General features: G+C 31.4%; 18 protein-coding genes and 3 pseudogenes. 14 read left to right on the top strand and 7 right to left on the bottom strand.

Translation table 11 applies throughout. The features are described 5' to 3' along the window. Positions 1–3: 3 nt before the first annotated feature. The 14 genes from DN408_RS15815 to DN408_RS15755 all read left to right on the top strand — a co-directional run bounded on the left by DN408_RS15815 (position 4) and on the right by DN408_RS15755 (position 12853). Complete coding sequence (locus DN408_RS15815; protein WP_370458386.1) at positions 4–165, top strand: PqqD family protein; 162 nt, start codon at positions 4–6, stop codon at positions 163–165. Between the two features lie 54 nt (positions 166–219). Next, positions 220–2025 (top strand): asparagine synthase-related protein, encoded by a 1806-nt coding sequence (locus DN408_RS15810; protein WP_078179206.1) that lies wholly within the window; start codon positions 220–222, stop codon positions 2023–2025. A 142-nt stretch (positions 2026–2167) separates the two neighbouring features. Next, positions 2168–2344 (top strand): hypothetical protein, encoded by a 177-nt coding sequence (locus DN408_RS31495; RefSeq protein ID WP_002162881.1) that lies wholly within the window; start codon positions 2168–2170, stop codon positions 2342–2344. Between the two features lie 423 nt (positions 2345–2767). Beyond that, complete coding sequence (locus DN408_RS15805) at positions 2768–3037, top strand: PqqD family protein (RefSeq protein ID WP_078179207.1); 270 nt, start codon at positions 2768–2770, stop codon at positions 3035–3037. Next, complete coding sequence (locus DN408_RS15800; RefSeq protein ID WP_078179208.1) at positions 3024–3455, top strand: lasso peptide biosynthesis B2 protein; 432 nt, start codon at positions 3024–3026, stop codon at positions 3453–3455. The genes DN408_RS15805 and DN408_RS15800 overlap by 14 nt, the downstream gene beginning before the upstream one ends. 1 nt (position 3456) lies before the next feature. Continuing rightward, entirely contained in the window at positions 3457–5244 is a 1788-nt protein-coding gene (locus tag DN408_RS15795) for an asparagine synthase-related protein (RefSeq protein WP_147740246.1), read from the top strand. Between the two features lie 65 nt (positions 5245–5309). Continuing rightward, positions 5310–5543: a hypothetical protein gene (locus DN408_RS15790; RefSeq protein ID WP_078179292.1), complete on the top strand. Its 234-nt coding sequence runs from the start codon at positions 5310–5312 to the stop codon at positions 5541–5543. 143 nt (positions 5544–5686) lie between these two features. Further along, complete coding sequence (locus DN408_RS15785) at positions 5687–6142, top strand: hypothetical protein (RefSeq protein ID WP_147740245.1); 456 nt, start codon at positions 5687–5689, stop codon at positions 6140–6142. Then, complete coding sequence (locus DN408_RS15780; RefSeq protein ID WP_017762660.1) at positions 6139–6552, top strand: MauE/DoxX family redox-associated membrane protein; 414 nt, start codon at positions 6139–6141, stop codon at positions 6550–6552. Before DN408_RS15785 ends, DN408_RS15780 begins: the two co-directional genes overlap by 4 nt. Positions 6553–6585: 33 nt before the next feature. Continuing rightward, the gene (locus tag DN408_RS15775; RefSeq protein ID WP_147740244.1) at positions 6586–7122 is read left to right on the top strand and encodes a MauE/DoxX family redox-associated membrane protein; all 537 of its coding nucleotides are present in this window, start codon (positions 6586–6588) and stop codon (positions 7120–7122) included. Between the two features lie 24 nt (positions 7123–7146). Further along, positions 7147–7647 (top strand): hypothetical protein, encoded by a 501-nt coding sequence (locus DN408_RS15770; RefSeq protein WP_147740243.1) that lies wholly within the window; start codon positions 7147–7149, stop codon positions 7645–7647. A gap of 21 nt (positions 7648–7668) precedes the next feature. Then, positions 7669–9531 carry an ABC transporter ATP-binding protein gene (locus tag DN408_RS15765; RefSeq protein ID WP_147740242.1) on the top strand — a complete coding sequence of 621 codons (1863 nt, stop codon included), beginning with the start codon at positions 7669–7671 and terminating at the stop codon, positions 9529–9531. A 74-nt stretch (positions 9532–9605) separates the two neighbouring features. Then, positions 9606–10367, top strand: a complete 762-nt coding sequence (locus DN408_RS15760; RefSeq protein ID WP_078179231.1) for an ABC transporter ATP-binding protein — start codon at positions 9606–9608, stop codon at positions 10365–10367. Further along, positions 10364–12853 (top strand): ABC transporter permease, encoded by a 2490-nt coding sequence (locus tag DN408_RS15755; RefSeq protein ID WP_147740241.1) that lies wholly within the window; start codon positions 10364–10366, stop codon positions 12851–12853. The genes DN408_RS15760 and DN408_RS15755 overlap by 4 nt, the downstream gene beginning before the upstream one ends. Positions 12854–13087: 234 nt before the next feature. Here DN408_RS15755 and DN408_RS15750 read toward each other — a convergent pair. The 7 genes and pseudogenes from DN408_RS15750 to odhB all read right to left on the bottom strand — a co-directional run. Continuing rightward, positions 13088–13802 (bottom strand): annotated as a pseudogene (locus tag DN408_RS15750) (transposase); the annotation flags it as partial. A gap of 35 nt (positions 13803–13837) precedes the next feature. Beyond that, positions 13838–15125 (bottom strand): annotated as a pseudogene (locus DN408_RS15745) (IS3 family transposase). A 56-nt stretch (positions 15126–15181) separates the two neighbouring features. Further along, positions 15182–15365, bottom strand: a pseudogene (locus tag DN408_RS32010) (SAM-dependent methyltransferase); the annotation flags it as partial. A gap of 52 nt (positions 15366–15417) precedes the next feature. Then, positions 15418–16980, bottom strand: coding sequence for a SagB family peptide dehydrogenase (locus DN408_RS15735; RefSeq protein WP_147740240.1), 1563 nt, complete (start codon positions 16978–16980; stop codon positions 15418–15420). A gap of 22 nt (positions 16981–17002) precedes the next feature. Then, entirely contained in the window at positions 17003–18952 is a 1950-nt protein-coding gene (locus DN408_RS15730) for a TOMM precursor leader peptide-binding protein (protein ID WP_078179014.1), read from the bottom strand. Beyond that, positions 18949–20868: a putative thiazole-containing bacteriocin maturation protein gene (locus DN408_RS15725; protein ID WP_078179013.1), complete on the bottom strand. Its 1920-nt coding sequence runs from the start codon at positions 20866–20868 to the stop codon at positions 18949–18951. Before DN408_RS15725 ends, DN408_RS15730 begins: the two co-directional genes overlap by 4 nt. Positions 20869–20993: 125 nt before the next feature. Continuing rightward, positions 20994–22250, bottom strand: coding sequence for a 2-oxoglutarate dehydrogenase complex dihydrolipoyllysine-residue succinyltransferase (odhB, locus tag DN408_RS15720; protein WP_061675887.1), 1257 nt, complete (start codon positions 22248–22250; stop codon positions 20994–20996). Positions 22251–22306: the final 56 nt, after the last annotated feature.

Here is a 22306-nt window from a genome sequence, read left to right as displayed (position 1 = left end):
TCTATTATATGGAATAAAATAGAAGAATTATCAAATCTAGAAAAGGTAATTAATGCTGTTTCTGAAGAATTTGATGAAGAAGAAGATGTAATTAAGGATGAAATATTAGAATTCGTCCGAAATTTACAGAACATTGATGCTATTAAGATTAATGGTAGTATTTAATGAGATTTTATGTGTTAGCTGGCATTTTAATTGATTTAGTGGGAAGTGATTGAAATGAAGTGGTTTTTAATTTCTGTTTCATTTGAGAAGGTGGATGTTGCAGATCATAATATTCAAAAAGAAATTTTTGATGAATTTAAAAAATTAGTAACTGAAATTCATGTGAAAGTTGATAATTATCAATTTAGTTTTGCAAGTAATGAAAGGAATTTAGTCAATGAGTTTAATTTTGAGGATGTATTAATAGTAGGTGATATTGCATTACATAATAAAGAAGAAATAATAAAAAAATACAATTTGGATAAAAGACTAGATACAAATATAGAAAATGAAAAATTGCTCGTTTACTTATATAAAAAAAATGGAATCAAATTTGTTGAAGATATGGTAGGAGAGTTTGCATTTATATTATATGATCAAAAGAAGCAAAAATTTTATGCTATAAGAGATCAAATGGGAGTAAGAACTTTATTTTGGATAAAATATAACAATTGTTATATTTTTGCAAGTGACATTTTTTTATTAACAAAATTCTTTAACCTTAATGATATAAATTTCAATTACTTTAAGGAGTTTCATGAAAGAAATGGGATAGTAGATACTGAAATAACTCCTTATAACAATGTATATAGGGTACCAAGTGGTGGCTACATAATTTCAACAAAGGACACATTTAATCTACATAAATATTGGGATTTATCTTGTATTTCAGAAACTATAGTCCACAGAAAAGAATCAGACTATTGGGAAGAGTTTTCGCAATTACTTTTTAAATCGGTAGAGGATAGATTAATTAAAGGTATGGGGAACTCTATAATGCTCAGTGGAGGAATGGATTCCACGTCGATATATGCCATCGGTAAAAATTTAGAAAAAATGGATAATGGTTTCCGTGTAGAGGGAGTTAGTGCAGTTTTTGATGAATTAAAAGAATGTGATGAAAGGGAATATATTTATGATTTGATAAATAAGTATCATGCCAAAGAGATATTTTTGAATTGTGATAATATATTGTTGTTTGAAAATTTCCCGGACAATGTACCTTTTTCTTATGAACCAAACGTAAATTCTATATCTTTTAATTTTACATATAACACTGTAAAAAAAGCAGTAGATAATGGATTATCCAATGTATTTAGTGGGTATGCTGGAGATCATCTTTTAACAGGTTCTTTGTATATAGCACGAGATTTTTTACGAAAAGGACAATTCGTAAAAGCATTATCCTATGTAACAAATTATTCTATAGTTAATAACACATCTGCCTTTGAAAATTTCATTCAATATATATTATCGCCTAATATTCTTAAAGAACATAACGTAGTTAAAAGTACTACCTATTATAAAGAAATAGGAAAAAAATTTAAAAATATTAAACATTTTCACCAAAAAGAGTTGTACTATCAGATGTCTAATGCGAAGTCGCACTTATATACAGATAGAGTAATAGGAGCAATAGCTGGTGCGGATATAAATCATCCTTTTTTGGATAGAAGAATAGTGGAATATGTTTATAAAATCCCTGGTGAACTTAGATTTTCAGAAGAGAATACAAAGCATATTTTAAGAAAATCTATGGAAAAACATTTGACACCAAGTATAGTTAATAGGTTTGATAAGACAACTCATCTTGCGTACATATATAAAAGTATTAGACAGAATTGGGATAGTATATTTAAAGTAATGGAAAATCCCTTGATTGTTGAGAAACTTAATCTTATTTCCTCAGATTCGTGGAAGGAAGAAATGAAAAAATGGAGAAATGGTAGTCCAAATAGAGATGACTTTTGGACGTTATTTGCAATTGAATTGTGGTTAATAAAATATTATAGAAAATTAAATGACATAAGGAATAATTAAGAAATATAGTTAATTAATAAATAACGTAATATTTTTATAAAATAATATTTATTTCTAATCACAGAGATTAATTAAAAAGTTAATATCCAGGATTGGTGTAAAACTATTGCGTTATTTATTGAAAAAATTAGGAGGAGTTCTTATGATGAAAAAATTTGTTAAACCATCTATTGTAGATTGTGGAAAAAGTGAAAGTGTAATTAAAGGCAAATCTGGTTGGGGTGCTGAAGGTTTTACGTTGGATAAAGTGGGTAGCCGTATGACGAATAAATTCCAGTCGACTCATATTGAACCTGGAGTTTTGAAGACTACGAAATAAAAAATACGTAATAACGTCAAGAAAATAATAATTTCTTAATAGTCAATAAATAAGTAAATAAATAACGCAATATTTGTTGGATTCGAAAAAAACATGAAATTTATAGATAATTCACTGATGGGAAACCTTATAGTCTATTGAATGTATCATTTAGATAGGGGTTTTTAATTAGAATTGTTACTCTTTTTTGTGGATCATCGTGCAAAGAAAGAGTAACGTTCTTACCCATTAATAGCCTTTCGAGACTTCAATGCTATTAAAATGAAATTATTATAAATATAAATATTTTCGATAAATAAGTAGGTTGAATTAAAATGATTTTAATGTAAAATATGTAAAAAAAATAAAAAACTGTTGAAAATTTACTTTTTATAGTTTAATATATAGATGTAATAAGGTTTAAGTTGTTTGAGGAGGTTCGTTTTGAACATAAAACTTAATAAAGATCTAATAGTTTTTGAAGAAGATGAAGAAATTTTACTGATTAATATGAAAGAGAATACGTTTCATTCTCTAGATTCAATTAGCTCTATTATATGGAATAAAATAGAAGAATATAAACAAGTAGATGATGTAATAAAATTTATATCTGAAAATTCTGATGGTGAAAAGAAAATTATTAGAAAAGATATAACAGAGTTTATCTATAATCTAGAAAAGGTAGGAGTAATAGAAATTGATGAAAAAGTTTAGAATGTACTATGGGTTTGTATCTATGTATGTGCTACTAGCTCTTTTTGATTTAGGTTTATCAAAACGGGGATTTACTGAAACTTTTAAAAGGTATTCAAAAAAATATTATAGTCAAGAAACTAGTTACCAAATTTCAGAAAGCTCAGTGGTTGAAATAGAAGAGTTTTTTACATTGTTAAATATTGTATGTGCTTGGTATCCTAGGAAAGCAGATTGTATTCACAAAACACTAATTGGTTATAGAATTTTGCATTCTAGATATTCCATACCAGTTGAAATGGTAATAGGAGTTCGTAAATTTCCTTTTCAAGCCCATGCATGGTTAATGCTAAATAACCAAGATTTATTAATGGATGAGGAATCTAACGAGTACAAAGTAATTTTAAGTTCATATAAATATGTTCAGGGGGAACAATAAGTTGAATTGGTTTTTAGTTTCAATAAAAAACACAGATGTATACTCGGATGAATTTAGTATATTAGAGAATATTCATAGAGAATATAATGGAAAAAATGTGAAAGAAATAAAAGGTAGAAAAGGAAAAGTGAACTTTGCATATGCAACAAATCGAGTTAATGAAATACAAAAAATTCAGTTTGATGCTGTAGTTGTTATTGGGGATATAAGAATACATAATCGTGATGAAATAATGAATCGGTATAATTTAGATGTTTCATATTATTCTAAGAAAGATAATGCTGTATTAATTAGTGAGATTTATACCCAAAGAGGAATTGAAAGTATTAAGGATTTAGTAGGAGAATTTGCATTTGTAATTTTTGATGAAAAAAGTAATAAAGCGTATGCAGTAAGAGATCATTTAGGGGTGAAAACACTATTTTGGATTCAACTTGAAAATGAATTTGTTTTTTCTAGTGATATTTTTCTAATGAAAGATTTCTTTAATATAAAAGATATCAATTATTCTTATTTTAAAGAATTTCACGAGAAAAATGGGATAGTTGATACTCCAATAACTCCATTTAATAACGTTAATAGGTTGCCCAGTGGACAGCATATGGTAGCGGAAAATAAAAAGGTTGAATTAACGAAGTATTGGGATTTATCTGACGTTAAAAGTACAATCAGTTATTCTAGTGAGGAAGAATACTTTGAACATTTTCGCCAATTATTATCTCAATCTGTACGTAGTAGAATTGTATTAGGAGATAATAACTCTATCATGCTGAGTGGTGGCTTAGATTCAACATCTATTTACGCCCTCGCTAAGAGTAGAGAGAAAGTTGAAAATATTTACTCGATTTCATCGGTAAGTGCTGTATTTAACGAATTAAAAGAGTGTGATGAAACTGAATATATTGAAGAACTACTTACCAAATATAAAGATACCGGAGAGTATGAAAATTTTGATAAGAGATTAATGTTCGACGATTTCCCTAACAAAATACCTATTGGATGTGAACCTAATGTTAATTCTTTATATTATGAATTCGCATTTAACTTAATTGAAAAATCAGTAGCCAAAGGACAGTATAATATATTAACGGGGTTTGCTGGTGATCATTTGTTATCAGGTACCTTATACATTACTAAGGACTATTGTAATAAATTTAAATTTAAAAAAGCATTTTCGTTTTTAACTGAGTATTCAATGTACACAAATGCATCAGCTTTTAAAAATATGATTAATTACATGATTAAACCCGACATCGCCAAGGAGTTTATTGGGAATAATGAATCTGATTACTATAAGTTAATAAAAAGAAAATTAGAAAAAATAAAAACATACAATCAAAAAGAGTTATATTTTCAAATTACAAATGCAAAATCTCATTTATATACGGACAGAACAATTGGTGGCTTGACAGGTGCTGATATCTATCACCCTTTCTTGGATAGGAGATTGATAGAATTTATATATCGGATTCCAGGCGAGCTTAGAATTAAACCAGATTACTCTAAATACATCCTTAGAGAGTCCATGAGAGAGTACTTAACACCTGCAATAGTAGATCGACTTAATAAAACTGCACATTTAGCTTATACATATAAGAGTTTAAAGAAAAATTGGTCTAATATTATAAAAGCTATTGAGAACCCTAGTATAGTTAGCGAGCTAAAACTAACAACAGCAGAGGAGTGGAAAATATCTCTTGGGAAATGGAGGAATGGTATTGACACGCCATCAGACTTTTTGACTCTCTTATCTATAGAATTATGGTATCGTAAATTTAATCAAAAATAAAATGAATTAGTTATAAGACTATTGTGTTATTTCAAGTAAGAAAAGAAAATGGAGGAATTTAAATTATGATAACTTATGTAAAACCAACAATTGTGGAATGTGGAACAAGTGAAAGTGTTATTAAAGGTGCCTGTGGGTGGGGAACAGAAAACTTTTTAGTTGATAAAGATGGAACTAAAAAAAATAAAACAGTAAGAAAAAAAGTTTCTTATTCTTGTTATGGTTCAGGAGTAGTGAATATTTGTTTCAGATGTCAAACATTCACTAACCAATGTAGCGATAGTTCAAATGAGTGCTAATAATACTAGTAATAACATATAAAATCAAATCAATGTTCAAATAGTCAAAGATAAATATTCTATTGAAATAACACAATATTGTTATAAATCATGCCAGCTGATGACTGGCATGATTTACTAATGTAATTTTAAAGGAGATTTTAATGAAACTTTTATTACTAGTATTATTATTAGCAATTATATCATATATATACTTTTTTAGAACATTAAAAAAAGATCTATATTTCATGAATAGTATCCAAAAATCGACAGAATATATGGATGGTTCAGTAGACGTTGAAAAATACATTATATGCATCGAAAAAAGCATGATTATAGATGACTTTTACTTTTACAAGGATGTAGTTAAAATTATGCCTAAAAATATACCATATAAATTGATTTCTTTTGATTTCTCTAAGGAAGATGATGCTAATTTCAATCTAATAGATAGATTGAAATTGAAAAATATTCCTTCTATATATTTTGTTAATAAACAAAAAAAATCTAAAGAAATTTTTAACTTTAATGATCTAGAAGACAGTTTAAACTCTAGGGAAGTTTTAAAGATAATTAAAGGCGTCTTATACAATAATGAAAGTCAGGGAAATCTAAAATGAAGCTAATTATTATTTTTAAAATTATATTAGGTATAATTTTTTTGAAAAGTAGTTTTAATAAACTAAAAAAACCATATCAATTTTATAAGGCGATAGAAGATTATAAGTTTATACATAATAAATTTCTTCTATATATCGTTCCGTTATTGATAGTAATTGAACAAGTTTTGTCTCTTTGTTTAATCCTACCTGTAAATCCACTTGCATTTTTGATTTTAGGAATTATTCTACAATCATTTTATGTCTTCTTATTATTATTAAATATCGGTAAAAATTTCAAGAACAATTGTCAATGTTTTTCTCTCAATGCACCCGGAATGGTTACAACAAAGAATATAAGTATAAATATTGCCCTTTTAATATCCATAATACTTACATATGGATGGTTACTTAGGCTAGAGAATGGGTGAAAATTCAAATCTATTGAAATAGGAGATTTTAACATGTCCATAATGTCATTAATATTTACAACAGGTTCAGGGATATTATTACTTATTTCTAGTTTGTTAAAAATAATATCTATAAAAGAATCATCCAATGCTATCTATAAAATAACTTTTTTTCCTAAAACCATATCAAAATTATTAGGATATCTATTTCCTTTTTTAGAATTATTAATATCAATTTTATTAATTTTACGTATGTATGATCTTTGGGTCAATACTGTTGCTATTTTAATTATAAGTGTATTTGTAATTATTAATGCTAATGCAATATTTAAACATAATAACGAAGAGTGTTTTTGTTTTGGTAAATTTATGAAATCAAGAATGGGAATTGGTGGTTTAATTCAATCGAGTTTACTCTTATTCAGTTTGTTGCCTAATATACTTTTTAATAATTCAAATGTAATTACAGTGCTTTCATTTCAAAATTATAATTTTGAATTTATAGTTATTATTATAACAATTCTTTTATGGGTAATATCTCTCATGCTAATTAGAACTACCATTGATAAATTATTAATTTCGGAGAATTGAAAATGAAGTACAGGAGGAGTTATTATGATAAACAGCCAAATTGCAGTTTCATTGATAATTATTATTTTTATATATATTATTTTACAGTTTTTTATTGTATATCATTTAAAAAATAGATTTAAAGTTAAATCTGGTCCACCTATAGGACAATGTATTTCCGAACTTGAAATTTTGGATGTAAATCGAAACAAAGTAAAATTAAATAATGTATTAAAAAAAGGGAAAAATCTCATTTTATTTGTTGATATGGATTGTGATCATTGTAATAAAATTATAGATTCTTTAAAGTTAATGAATAGTAGTGTATTAAGTGAAATCCAATTTCTGTTAGCTGATACGGGAGAGAATTTAAAAGGGGTAAAAGAAAAGAATATAGATGCTAATTTTTATTTTTTAAATGAAGAAGAAATCTTTGTGAATTTAAATATAAAAGGATTTCCTTTTTATATAGAAACTGATAATAACAATGTAATTGAAAAAAAGGGATATGCTTCTAGTAATGTTATAATTGAATATTTAGTATAAATCATGAAAGGGGAAGGTATTGTGGAAGAAGAACAAATTTTAACTACTCAGAAAGAAGAAAAACCGTTTAAAGCTTTTGTACGTTCACAAATTTACTTTTTGAAATTAATATATAAGGAATATCCAAAGAGTTTTTTGCTGTTTGGTTTATTGGTACTCTTATCCTCAATTTGTCCCCCATTAATTGTATTAGTAAATAAAGAAACGATTGATAGGATTAGTACAATTAATGGGGATTCGAATGCTTTTAAATATGCTCTATTTTTCCTTTTAATATACTTTATCTTAAATTATGCCACAGCAATTTTTACTGAGATAGAAAATTATATTTTCACAAAAATATCGATAACAGTAAATTATGTTTTAAAAGCTTTAATGTCAAAAAAACTTATTCAAATTCCTTTAAAGGAATTTGAAAATAGTGTATTTTACGATTCTATGAAACTTGCTGATATGGCTATAGGTGGGAATTGTATTAGAGTTATACAAAATTTAATATATGTTGTGGGTAGTATTATTTCTTTGGTAGGTATTTTTGGGATTCTACTAACAATACATTGGTCATTGCCATTTGCTTTATTTTTATCCACTTTACCTGGAATTCTTCTCGCTTTTTGGTCAAAAATCAAAGGCTATCATATGGAGAAAGATATTTCTGAAAAAGAAAGAGAAATGCATTTTACAGATACTTTATTTACAGATAAAAGAAGTTTAAAAGAAATCAAAATATACAACTTGGGTAACTATCTATTAAATAAATGGAAAGTGTTATTTAAGTATACACAGGATAAAAAAATGAGTTTAGCTTTATGGGAGTTAAAATCTAGATCATTTGCGGCATTTGTGTTACAAGTAGCTAGCATGGGAGTATCGGTATTCTTAGTATATCAAATTTTTGATGCTAAACTATCAATTGGTTCATATGTAGCTTTACTTACAGCAGTCACAACTGTACAAGGATTGTTTGGGACAATTGGAGGAAATCTTGGTACTATTTTTGAAACTGCAATCTACAATAATGCATTATTGTCTATATTAAATTATAGTGAAAACAAAAAAGAAAACTCTCACTTAATCAAGATTAATAATATAGAAAATATAACCTTAAAGAACGCATCTTTTTGTTACCCAAATTCAAGCACTAAAGTTTTAGATAATGTATCATTGAAAATAAATAAAGGCGATAACATTTCAATTGTTGGATATAATGGCTCGGGAAAAACAACTTTAGCATATTGCATACTTGGTCTATTTGATTTAGAAGAAGGAGAATTAAAAGTTAATAATAATGTTGTTCATACAATTGATATTAATTCTTTTCTTAGTAAAACATCAGCAATTTTTCAAGATTTTATGAGATATAAATATAGTATAAGAGAAAACATTGGATTCGGTGATTTATCAAAATTGTATAATGATAATGAAATATATGAGGTTCTAAAGAAAGTTGGACTAGATAGTAAACTCTCAAATTATGTTGATGGATTAGATACGTACTTAACAAAAGAGTTACCTAACGGTACTGAACTTTCAGGGGGAGAATGGCAAAAAATAGCACTTGCTAGAGCTTTTATGAAAGAATCTGATTTAATAATATTAGATGAACCTACAGCGGCCTTAGATCCAATAAGCGAGTTAAAGGTATTTGAAACATTCTATAGATTATCGAAAAACAAAACGACTTTAACTATATCTCATAGAATAGGGCCAACTAAACGCTCGGACCTTATTATCGTAATGGATAAAGGGAAAGTAGTTGAGCAAGGTACTTTTGAAGAGTTAATAAATAACCAGGGTTTATTTTATAAAATGTATGAATCACAATCAGTGTGGTATAAAGATGATTTATTAAAATCAAAAGAAATTAGTTCGGTTCTAGTGTGAAATTATGTAAAAAGGAGGTATTAATCAAAAGATAAAATTTAGTTAGTTTTAGAAAATATACCAAGAGGTGTACTATGAATGATAATATAATTTTAGCTGTAGAAGATTTATCAAAGACTTATATAGGAGATGAATTCAAAGTTAATGCATTGGACAACATATCTTTTCAACTACATAAGGGGGAAATGATTGCCATAATGGGTACAAGTGGTTCAGGAAAAAGTACGTTACTGAATATTTTAGGTGCACTTGACAAGCCGACTTCAGGTTCAATTAAGCTTAATGGCAAATATGTTAAAGATATTTTTATAGAACCATCTGCATCTCTATATAGACAAGAAAATATTGGTTTTATTTTCCAATCATTCAATCTACTGAAGGATCTTTCAGTTGAGGAAAATATTTCTTTACCTTTGATTTTAAAAAACATAAATAAAAGAGAAATAACAGAAAAATCAAATGAAATAATGAATTTACTAGGTTTAGCAAAATGGAAGAAGCATAGACCCACACAGCTTTCAGGTGGACAACAACAAAGGGTTGCAATAGGTAGAGCTATCATTACAGCACCACCTATTGTATTAGCAGATGAGCCAACAGGGAACTTAGATTTTAATACTTCTTCTGAGATTTTACATATTTTAGTTGATATGAAAAGGAAATTTAATCAGAGCATATTAATTGTAACTCATGATGCCAACGTGGCAACATACGCAGATCGTGTATTATTTTTCCATGACGGGAGAATTGTTGATGAATATAAATGTGGAGACTATGATAGTTTAGATGGTATATTAGAAAAATTCAAAAAAATAACGGAGAGAAAAGACATATGAAATCAATACAGGGACTTTCTTTTCGACTTTTTCGAGCAAATAAATTTATCATATTCTCCTCTATTCTCAGTGTAATTATTGCTGTAACTTTAGTTCTAACACTAGTCCTATTCTCGTTCAGTGCAAAACATACACTTAAAGACGAAGTGAAGAAAATGTATGGGGATATGGATTTACTAGTCGGTTATAATCCAGAGCAAAATAAGAGTATATCTAAAGAATTTGTTAATGAAATTCAATCATACAAGGAAGTTAAACAACTTTCAAAAGTATCAATAACGCATTTAAACTTTAATAGCCTCAAAGCAAAAGTTTATACAGTTGGCGTGGAAAATGATAAACTAGCGCGAAGTCGGTATCATTTTTCGGCTTCGTTAAATAAAGAATCTGTTATTATTAATAAAAGTCTTGCAGAAACACTAAAGGTTAAAGTCGGTGATAAATTAATAATTGAAAATCAGTCTTTTAACCTAGTAGAAATAATTAATGATTTGCCCGCTATAGGAATAGTACCAGATATGGTGTTATTAAGTAATGAGGTAGTTAAAAATTATATTCAATTAAAGTCCAATTTGGATTCACAAGCAACTTTTATACTAATTAAGGCAACGGATAATACAAATATATTTAATTTATCTAATCAAATTAAAGCTAATGATAAAGATTTACGAATTGATATTATTGAAGAAGATCCTTCGATAAAAAGTAATCTAAATTCATTAAGCATTTTTATTATCATTTTATCTATTTTAGTATTGGCTATTATTTCTTTATTAGTTATTTCGAATTTTGAGTTGCTTTTTTATAAGATGAAGAATCAGTTTGCTATTATGCGTTCTCTTGGTGCAACCACTAAACAGATGAGTAACATTATTTTAATTCAAAGTGGTATTATTAATATTATAGGAGTTTTTCTTGGATTTTGGTTAACTTTCATTAGTAGAAAGTTAATGTATAATTGGATGGAGAAATGGCTTGGTATTTCAGCCTCATTAGATACATTTAACTTTAAAATAGCTGTTATTATTAGTCTTTGTTGTTTTGGAATAATTCAAGTGTTTTTACTCTTTCCAACTTATAAAAGTTCGAAAATTCTCCCGATTAAAATCATGGAAGAAAATGAAAAATTAGATTTTAGTTATTCAAAAGCAAGAGTTTTTTTTAGTAAGCTGTTACTAAGTGGTTCTATATTTTTGATTTTGGCGAGTCAATTTATAACTACAAGAGGGGAATACAGTGCAGTTCTGTTGTTAATTGCAGCAATATTAATGTTGTTAGGTGGATTTTTAATTTTCCCAATTTATTTAACAAAGTTTTTAAATGGGTTATTACCATATGGACAAAAAATATTCGGACAAGAATTTTATGTAGCAATCAAAAATCTTATTCCACAAGTGAAAAAAAATACGGCTATTATTTTAACAATCAGTTCGTTAATGATAGTTTCTATATTTGGTTCATCTTTAGTAAAAACAATTAAAATGAACCAATCTAATCAAATAAAACGTGATTTTCCAACGCCTATTATAGTCAACAGTCGTCTTGGAGGAGATACTCAATTAGATTCAAAAGAGTTAAGTAAAGCTGTGAGCCAATTATCAACCGTTGAAAACGCTAGTTCCATTAGTAATTTAGGAGCAGCAGAGTTGAAAGTAGGAAGTAACTTTGTTAGTGTTCCGTATGCTTTGGTGGATTTGAAAGAGCTGCAGGATCAAAAATTAATTCCTAATTTAATAGATAAATTTGATGCGAATAGTATAGTTATTTCGCAAGATTTTGCGGATGAGAATCATTTGAAGATTGGGGAAACAATTCAATTAGGACTATATTCTAATTCAGCACAAAGAATTGAGTTAAAAGGATCATATAAAGTTAGTGCAATATCTGATAAATTGCTTTCAGGTGCAGAGATTTACATGGATTGGGATAATAGTATGTTTAAACCAGATTATATAAAATTCGACCAACTGTTTATAAGTTCTAGAGATGTAGACCAAACATTAAAACAATTGGAAGTAATTAAGCAACAGTATCCAGAAGTGAAAATTAGTAGCTACGAAGAATCCGTTAAGGAAGCGAATGAAATGTTCTATCAGCGTTGGACAATCTTTATCGTTATCATATGTATTTTAGTACTTACTACGATAATAGGAGTATTTAATTCTTTAGCTAATAATATTTATTCAAAACGAAAAGAATTCGCTATTTTAAGAACTATGGGTATTCAGCCAGTTGGAATACGGAAGATTATCTTAACACAGGTAATGATGTATCTAATTGTAGGGCTATCAATAGGAGTTATGGCTGGAATATTATTGATGTTAATAGTATATCTACTAGACCCTACAGGCCTGTTTATCGATTATAAAATAATAATTATTATTATTTTAGTAATGTTAATTCTGGGTATAATTGTATTTTCACTTTTAGGAAAGAAGATTGGATCACAAAATACTTCTATTGAATTAACGAACGACAATAAATAAGGTTTGATACGAAAGTTTATTAGTAATGGTTAAAGTTTGTAAATTTAAAAAGCAAAGGCATTATCTAATAGTAAGTAATAACCATAATGAAAATGTTGTATGAAAGAATAGGAAAACTCTAAAACGTTTATTCGTTTGGATTTTCTTATTCTTTTTATTTAGAAAGATGAGAGATAGATTTTTCTATATGAAGTGAAACATGGTAGAAGAACATAGGGGAATGGCAATCAGTTACCCATACAAAAGACATTCCAATCGTTCCAGTTGTATCTTTTTACAATGGTGAATACGAAAGAATGATTTCCACGGTTTAAATAAAAATCTTAATTTTAATATATATATGTATATATCGATGTTGCTAATTCATTTATTACGAGAAGAACACTTCGTACCTTTCTTTTTCTCTTGTAGTTTAATCTTGTAATTGTTTGTTGTTCTTTTGTTAGTCGATGAACAATCACATGGGTTGGGAGCTTATCAGTCATTCCTACATAAGCATTAGATATTTCACATGTTTGCCCAAGCTGAAGAGAGTTCATTAAAACATCCATATCTATATATACTCTATACCTTCCTTTATTATGCTATCTTGAAAAAAATCAGGTTAGAAATTTTCGGGTGAATGGGTGTGTTCAACTTGATACGTGAGATATAATAAATCTTTTTATCTTGTATATGTTGAAGAGCTTTCAAATGAAGATAATCTAAATGTCGGATACATAACTCATTTGCTGTTACAGTTGAAGCATACAAAGAACAGTAGGGTTGATCATGTTGTTTACCTGGACCTGTATGGATATGAAGGAACTTTCCACTTAATAGATCATACTCAAGCTGAATCTTTATCTTTGCTATCTGGCTGTCCCCTCCTGCATCAATATAAACGGATGAAAAGGGATCTGGGAGTTGAATCTAAAATACGAATACGCTTAAAAACAGAAGTATATGGATGAACTGACCCTTAAAGTTAGACAGGTCGTTTCATCAGGAAGCCCTTAGGGCATGAGTTAGGTATTGTACCAGATTCATGCCTTTTAAATTTTCCTTAATTCGTTTGTGATTATAATAATCGATATATTTTTCAAACTCTGGTTTAAAGTGTTCTATTCTTTCAAACTCTTTTAGATAAAGAAATTCAGATTTCATAATCCAAAGAAACTTTCAATAACTGTATTATCGTAACAGCTCCCTTTATGAGACATACTTTGAGGAATTTTGCGTTCTTTTAGGGCGTGACGATACTTTTTCATTTGATAATGCCAGCCTTGATCACAGTGAATAAGGAGTTCGTCTTCTTCTGTCAATTGTTGAAAAGACTTTCCTAATATCTTCGATATAAGTGAATAGGTTGGTCTTGAATCAATTGTATAAGAGATTATCTCTCCATTAAATAAATCTAACATCGGTGATAAGTAGAGCTTCTCGCCGAATAATTTAAATTCTGTTATATCTGTAATCCATTTTTCGTTCGGCTTTTCAGCCTTAAAGTTACGTTCTAAAATATTTGGCGTAATCTTATCTATTTTTCCTTTATAAGAGCGATATTTCTTCATATGAATTAGGCTCTTCAAATCTAACTCCTTCATAATTAGTTACACTTTTTTATGATTGATTTTGTGTCCTTGGTTCATTAATTCATCGCGAATACAGCGATATCTATAACGACCTTGGTGTTCATCGTAAATGTTTTGAATTAAGATTTTTAGCTCTTTATATGGACAATTAGAATTCTGTATCCAGTAATAATACGTACTTCGTGGGAGTTCTGCTAATTTTAAAAGTGTCTTCATCGCAAATGCTTTCCTTAGTTCATAGATTACTTGTGCCTTATCTTGTTTCGTGATTTTTACTTGTTTTGAACTAAGGCATTAAACTTTTTTAGATAAGAATTCTCCATACGTAAACGCTTCAATTCAGCTTGTAATACTTCTACTGATTCTTCGATTTAAGGGCGTCTACTTCTTTTTAATGTAGTTGAATGCGCCATTTTCTAATAAGTCCAGGTGAAGAAATATTAAAAATAAATGCTGTTTCGTTTGGAGACGTCCCATTTTCGAACATATAATTTAATACGTCTAGTTTATATTGTGTGGAATATGTTGTATAGCTTTTTTTCAAATGCCTGGATTCCATGATATTCAAATTGTTTTATCCACATGAGAACCACTCCGTGATTCGTCCTCAATGATTTCGCAATATCTTGTATACTCTCACTTCCATCTTGATAATGTATTACTCCATTCATTTTGTCTTCTGAAGTAAATTTATTCATAAAAAAACTACACCTCCAATTGTTAGAACGTGTCTAACAATTGGGGTACAGTTCAAGATTGTTCTCCTGTCTTTACAACTAATATTTAAAACAACTATATCTTCACACACATATATATATTTGTAATGCCCAATTTATTAATCTAGTATGTGCAGAATCCATAATGCAAAGCATGGAAAAACCAATTATCCCAAGAGGGTTTTTCGCTTGTTTAATTAACAGCTGTAAAATACTGAATATAAACTCTCTTTTTATATAGGTGCATTTATTTGTTTTTTATAATTTAATTCTTTTAATTATGCAAGGACCCTTTTAGCCAATTTCGCGCTCGATACGCTCCAACCGGAATTTGAATGAGTGAAGTTTCATTTCCGGCATCAATCCCGTACAATTGATCGCATGAATTTGTATCAAAACTTAGTAACGGATGCCCGCCCATCCCCATAGCGGTCGCAGCTAAAACGAGTTTATGAACGAGCATGCCAGCTTCCATTTGATGAATTCGATATCCTCTATAACCTAATTTATTTTTATAGTAATCTTTATTTCCGATTACATGTAGACAAAGTGGTACTTGAAAAAGGTTTACGTTATCCATCGTCATACTGGATTGCAGAGAATAACGAAGGTCTCCGTACCGAATTGGTTGTATGGAATGTGTCCTACTGTTATAAGCGTAAGCGCCGTTTTCTATGTCTTTTACGTTATAAAAACATCCATATAGTGAGACTCGTGCGTTTTCATTTAAATATTTGCCATCAAGGTCGTTGTAATAAGGGAAGGAGAGGCTCGCTGCTTGTAGTAGAGTAGCGAGCTCGGCTGCATCCCATTTCGTTAAAATGAAGTCAGAATCAGGTGAATATCGTTTTTTACAAAGTTGTAAAAAATCATATGATAAACGTTCCACTTTAGGTAGCTGAATAGCGTGTGCACTATATTGTTGTCGTTCTTCACGGGTAAATGTTTGGAAGTGTTCTGTTGATTCAATCATAGAAGCTGCGTTTATTTTTTTTATCATCGGATATTCATCTACATATTTTGAGCGAACGAAATGCTCATGTGTTAACGGCGGGATTTGCTGCAACAAGTCATGAGAAGTAATAGTTTTATTTTCGTGATGATCATCATGAAACCAATCTGTATTCGGTTCTGTACTTAAAGGAATAACAGCATACACACTTTCTTCACCTTCTGGCAGTCCAAGTAAATGATTCATTGCCCGATCTAGAAACTGAAAATATACACCATTTGTATAACCAAATTGTTTTGCGCATTCAAGTAATTGACCGATTAGAACACCACTATCTAATCCTTGCAGACGATACGAAAAGTTATTGTATTTAAAGAAGTTTTTCCAAAACATAGTGGATACAAATGCAGCACCAAAACAAGAATGTATGTTACAACGATTGCCAAGTGCTTCTGTAAGATAAGAATCAAAATTTCCTTCACGAAGTAAGATAAGACGGTGGTGCGCGGCGTCGTAATGGTAAATGCCGTCTGGATAATGATCAATTTTTAAATACATATATAATTCATTCGGATATAAAGCACCCCCAGAAGGGATGAATCTTCGAAATAGAGTCGTTGTTTTATTATTTTCTAGGTTAGTAGTAGGCTGACATAATTGTGTTAAACCAAATGAGTACCAAAGATAATGACCGATTTCCTCTAAGTTAGGTTTAGTAGAAGAATTCCGCAAAGTTAATGGGATTTCTAAAGAGAGAGGGATTACTGGTAAATTTCGATATAATTTATAAGGAAGTGGTGCGTCTTCCCAGTCAATCTCTTTATCGGACGACATAATTTCATTAATAGAAAAATGGAGATGATGTAAAAAAGTATCAGGTTGCATCAAATTTCCCCCTCACTATGAATTATGGAAACGGATGCGGATGTGGATTTAAACTTTCATTCGTTAAAGGCTCAGCCCAATATCCAAGTGTCATCGGTACGGTATACACTCTATCCAGTCCTGTAACCCGAGTGAGATGGTGACCGAACGTCATCGGTAACATGCCTGGAATAATTACTTTTACACAATGTAAGCCGTTCTTTTCTATAAGGGGGACCGTTTGATTTACAACAATTACTTCAAGTCCAGATTGATGTAACCTGTTTAAAAGTTGATGAAGATCAGATGTTAAATCCATATCAAATGATTGTAATGCATTCATTTCTTGGAACGTTTGCACTGGAGCATCATCACGTAAAAGGAAGTGAAGACGTTCTTCCGCTTCTTTCAATCCGTACAACATACTATGATCTTCCATTTGCGAAACAAGATATGGATCTTGTAAACAGTTTTCATATTTCTCTCTTTTTTGTTCAAGCTCTTCATCTGTTATAAGTAACATGCCCGCTATTTCATGAATTGCATTTTTTACAGCTCGAATTGGTTCCATATGTGCGCCGCCAGCACAGACGAGATTCATACCATCTTGCCTTGTATTTTTCGCAATGACCCATATGCTCGGAATACCATGTTCCATCGTCGCGTTGAAAACGTATAATTCATATCCAGTAATTGTGCGTAAGCGTTCCAACATTAGTTGCAATTCAGTATCATTGGCTGAACTAAGATCGAGACGGGGAAGAGGTAATTCGGCATACCAAGTGAGCAAAAAGGCGTCACGCTCTACAATTTCTAAAATGCCGTGAAAAATTGCTTCTTCTAAACTACCACCAATTGCACATCCATTTGATGTTTCATACACGAAAGCATCTCTATGACCAAGGCTATAATAAGCGATTGATTCTGGAACTAGAAGTGGTCGGTTTTGTAATAAAGAATATCCCCATACCCAGTTTTGCTCATAATCAGGGTCAAACGGCTTAAATGGAAAACTATCACGATTGTAATGTTCATTTGTATGCACACCAAGTGTGAGGGGATTCAGTGCAATATCTTCTAGCTCACGAAAACTGCCATGTACATTTGTTTTTTTTCCACGAGGCGACATACCGCAATAGCGTTCTAAACCTTCTAAAATAGCGGTTGCTTCACTAAGTGAAAATGAATGAGTCCGGCCCGCGACACCTTCATTTCCAAACAGTAACGGCATGTTTATAATGACATCAGCAAACGGTAATAAAGAATGTTGCATTTGGCCGTTTAAAATACCAGTCCGGTAATCTAAATAGTCTCTCGTTAAAAATGTGTTTAGCTCATGAATGGAACGACAGCGATACGTTTCAGTACTCGTTTTCAAACTTGGTTGTAAAGAAATTTGCGCTGCATCTGCTGTATCGTCAGGCAAATTGCTGCATACCGGACAGAGAGGGTCTGGAAGAAACGAATTCCGGGTACATTGTAACGTTTGTAAGTCCAGTAAAATGAGTTCGTTTTCTAAAGAAGAATATCCATGAGCTAATATTTTCTCTGTTTCAGCATGAATGAGCTGGCACATTTGTAGCATTCCATTTTGGGTGGCGCGTACATCACGCCTCGTCACGTTCTCTGCTTTTAATGCATATTTTCGTTGTAGTTCCCACATTTCTCTTTGATCAAAGCCAGCTATAAACCGGCGTCCATCAGCGCAGTGGGAACATCCAGTTGTAAGAGGCTTCACGTAAGGACCGATAATACCTTCACCAAACGAAGTAAACGCGCGAAGCCACGGAATATTATTTGAGCGAAAGATAAGCTCAGCATCGTGATGTACGGAAGAAGGAGACCCGTCATGTAAAACGAGAGCAAGATGAATGTTTTCAGGAAGAGCTTCTGTAATTGTATGCTGGCGGATGAGTGAATATTGCTTACACAATTGCTCATGTACATAGTCTGTGAGTAGGCCATCTCCTATAAGTAGTATGTTTTGAGTCATTGGTCATCCTCCTTTGCAATTAATACTCCATATATACCGTCTAAGCTGTCTCTTAAAAATGACTCAATAGCTAAATCAAAAACGAATGGATACAAGTTGTTTTCCGCTAAATTTTGCAAAGCAACTTGTAAAGACTGTACGCCTGGAATTTCTTCCTCTTCTTGTATTGCTACTCTAACAGAATCCGTACTATATAAAACAATGGATGATTCCGGTAACATATTAGCTTTATAAGGAATCTCTTCATTTTGAATATGAAGGAGTGCCTGTTGCAGAGCATTTCTTAATGCGAGTGTTATATTAATATTTGCCGCACCATACCATCTATCATTAATACCGATCCAAACGACAGGAAAACCAAGTAACTCCTCACTCATTCCTACTTTAGGTATTTCATGAATTGTAGAGAGAGCATCGTAGTAAAACCTACAATGTTTATCATGAATTTCGGTTAAATCAAGCTCTGTAATCTCTTCTAGCATATGTGATTGGCGTTCATATAACTTATTATTTAAATGTTTTTGGAGTGCTCGGTATACACCTTCTGTCATCGTTTCCCCAGCACCAATACCGATATCAGTATGTTCGGGGATAAGACGATGAATCATTTCAGCTACATATGTTTCAACTCCTGTTAAACCAGCTTCGCGGCGTGCTTCATTATGAGTTAATCCACCGCAAGTTATAGTAGGAAGGGGAGAGGTAGGTCCGTCTGATAATGGATTTGCAACTTGAATATTGCACTGTGATAAAGGCAATTGGTGTAAATCTTGTTCATCCCACATGTGGAATATACCAGCTTCTTTAGAAGTTAACGTATCAAAAAAACGAAAAAGTTCAGTTGAAGTATATTGTCCGGAACGTTGGGCAAGGTTTTCTTGAAGATTTTGCACCGTATCAATTGTAAAGATTTCATCGGTTGCGAGAAGATGTTTTATGAAAGGGTGCCACTTTCCTTCAAGTGTTTCCAAGTTTAATAAAAAGAATTGAGGATTATGCTGCCTATGTGAACCTTCAGCGACATGTTTAAATAACTCAAAAACGATAACATTTGCTAACATTGCAGATGCAATTGGTGAGAAAAGTTCATGTGGATTTTCACTTTGTAAAGTAGTTTCGTGTAGACGATGCCAAGCTGATTCCCAGCATTCTTCACGGTCTGCGGTTACGACGGGTCCAGCTAAACCAATTCTTGATAAGCAAATAGCTGGTATGAAATTTTTCTTAAACTCTCTACAAATAGTATGGATTGCTCTTAAACTTTCAATATCTCCATTTTGGGAAACGTATAAAATCCAGTCGAAAGGCTCGAATACTTCATGTAAAGGGCGATCAATTGTAATATCTATTTCTTGAATAAGTATATTGTCATCATTTGCATATGCACGTTCGCTTAGTTCATGAATTCGATCGTAGTTTGTTTCAGCACGATCTGTAACAAGATAATGGAATGTAGGTAAACCAGATTCTAATAAAGAAGAAACTAGGGAAGTAAGCATATCGCCAGAACCAATTATAAGCACATTTGCTGCGCGGTACGTTTCGAATTTTAAAGCGCCTGAATGGGAATCAGCTTCTAAAAACTCAATTTGCGAAGCGTATCTGTCGAGTAATACACTGTTTAATTCGTGGGGAGCATCTTGGCTTACATCACGAATGAAACCATTTTCATATAAAATCTCTCCAATTTCAAATACACGATTTTGATAGGGGAGAGGGAGACCATCGGTTATCTCTGTCAAAGAATGATTACCGTTAAACATAGGCATTAATTTCTCAATCCAGTCATAAATTCCATCACCATCCATACGGAATGAACTGGAGTTATTTCGAAAGTAAACACCCCCGTTTGAATCGGGGAGGAAGAAAGTATCCTTATTTGCTTTAAGTTTTGCATGAACTGGAAGGTTATTCATGTTTATCCCCCTTACGTTTTAGGCATACATTATTAGTCTATGTAGTGTGATTTGTCCCGTATGAACATAATGAAAAAAGGCTGTAGAATGATTCATTCTACAGCCTTTAATAGATTAATAATCTATCAACCTTCTAATAATAATGATTTTGGATCTTCAAGCATATCTTTAACAGCAACAAGGAAGCTAACTGCTTCTTTACCATCAACAATACGGTGATCGTAAGATAGTGCAAGGTACATCATTGGACGGTTTTCCATACGCTCTGCATCAATTGCAACTGGACGTACTTGGATTTTATGCATCCCTAGAATACCTACTTGTGGGCTATTTAGGATTGGTGTTGACATTAGAGAACCGAACACGCCACCATTTGTAATCGTAAATGTACCACCTTGTAGCTCTTTTAATGAAAGTTTATTATCGCGTGCTTTCAGACCTAAATTACGAATCTCGCTTTCAATTTCAGCGAAGTTCAATTGGTTAGCATCGCGTACAACTGGAACAACTAATCCATCTGGAGCTGCTACTGCAATACCGATATCATAGAATTTTTTAATGATAAGCTCATCACCTTGAATTTCAGCATTTAATAATGGGAACTGTTTTAATGCTGCAACAACTGCTTTTGTGAAGAATGACATAAAGCCAAGACGTACATCATGTTTTTTCTCGAAAGCATCTTTGCGTTCTTTACGTAATTCCATGATTGCACTCATATCAACTTCGTTAAATGTAGTTAGCATTGCAGATGTTTGTTGAACTTCTACAAGACGTTTTGCAATTGTTTGACGGCGGCGGGACATTTTCACACGCTCAACTGGTTTTTCAAATTCAGTTTTTGCAACTGGAGCCGGACTTTGTTTTGGAGCAGCTGGTGCTTCTTTTGGCGCTGCAGCGTGAGCTTGTACATCATGTGGTCTCACACGTCCAAGTGGATCTGTGCTACGTACTTCGTTTAAATCGATTCCTAATTCACGAGCCATTTTGCGAGCAGCTGGTGATGCGATAGGACGATTTGTATTTGGTAAACCTTGCAACGCTTTATTTTGTTCAGCACTTGGAGCTGCTGCTTTCGGTGCTTCAGTAGTTTCTTGTTTTGGTTGCTCAGCAGGTGGTGCTGGTGTGCTTACTTCAACTGCTGCGCCGTTTGCATCTAAAATTGCGATAGTAGCACCAACTTCAACTGTATCTCCAGGTTCGCCTAGTAACTTCGATACAATACCTGAATCCTCTGCAATGATTTCTACATTGACTTTGTCAGTCTCAAGCTCAACAACGCTGCCACCTTTCTCAACTTTGTCGCCTACGTTGATAAGCCATTGTGAAATAGTTCCTTCTGAAATAGATTCTGCAAGCTCAGGTACTTTAATTTCGATCATTTTAAATGTCCTCCCCTTATTTGCCTAACGGTGTGTTTTGTCTTCTTTAATCTTCG

Origin of the sequence: Bacillus sp. AR13-1 (assembly GCF_008042285.1) — a bacterium.
GTDB lineage: Bacteria > Bacillota > Bacilli > Bacillales > Bacillaceae_G > Bacillus_A > Bacillus_A mycoides.
Note: the sequence above shows the minus strand (reverse complement) of the source record. Positions and strands in the feature narration are given on the sequence as shown.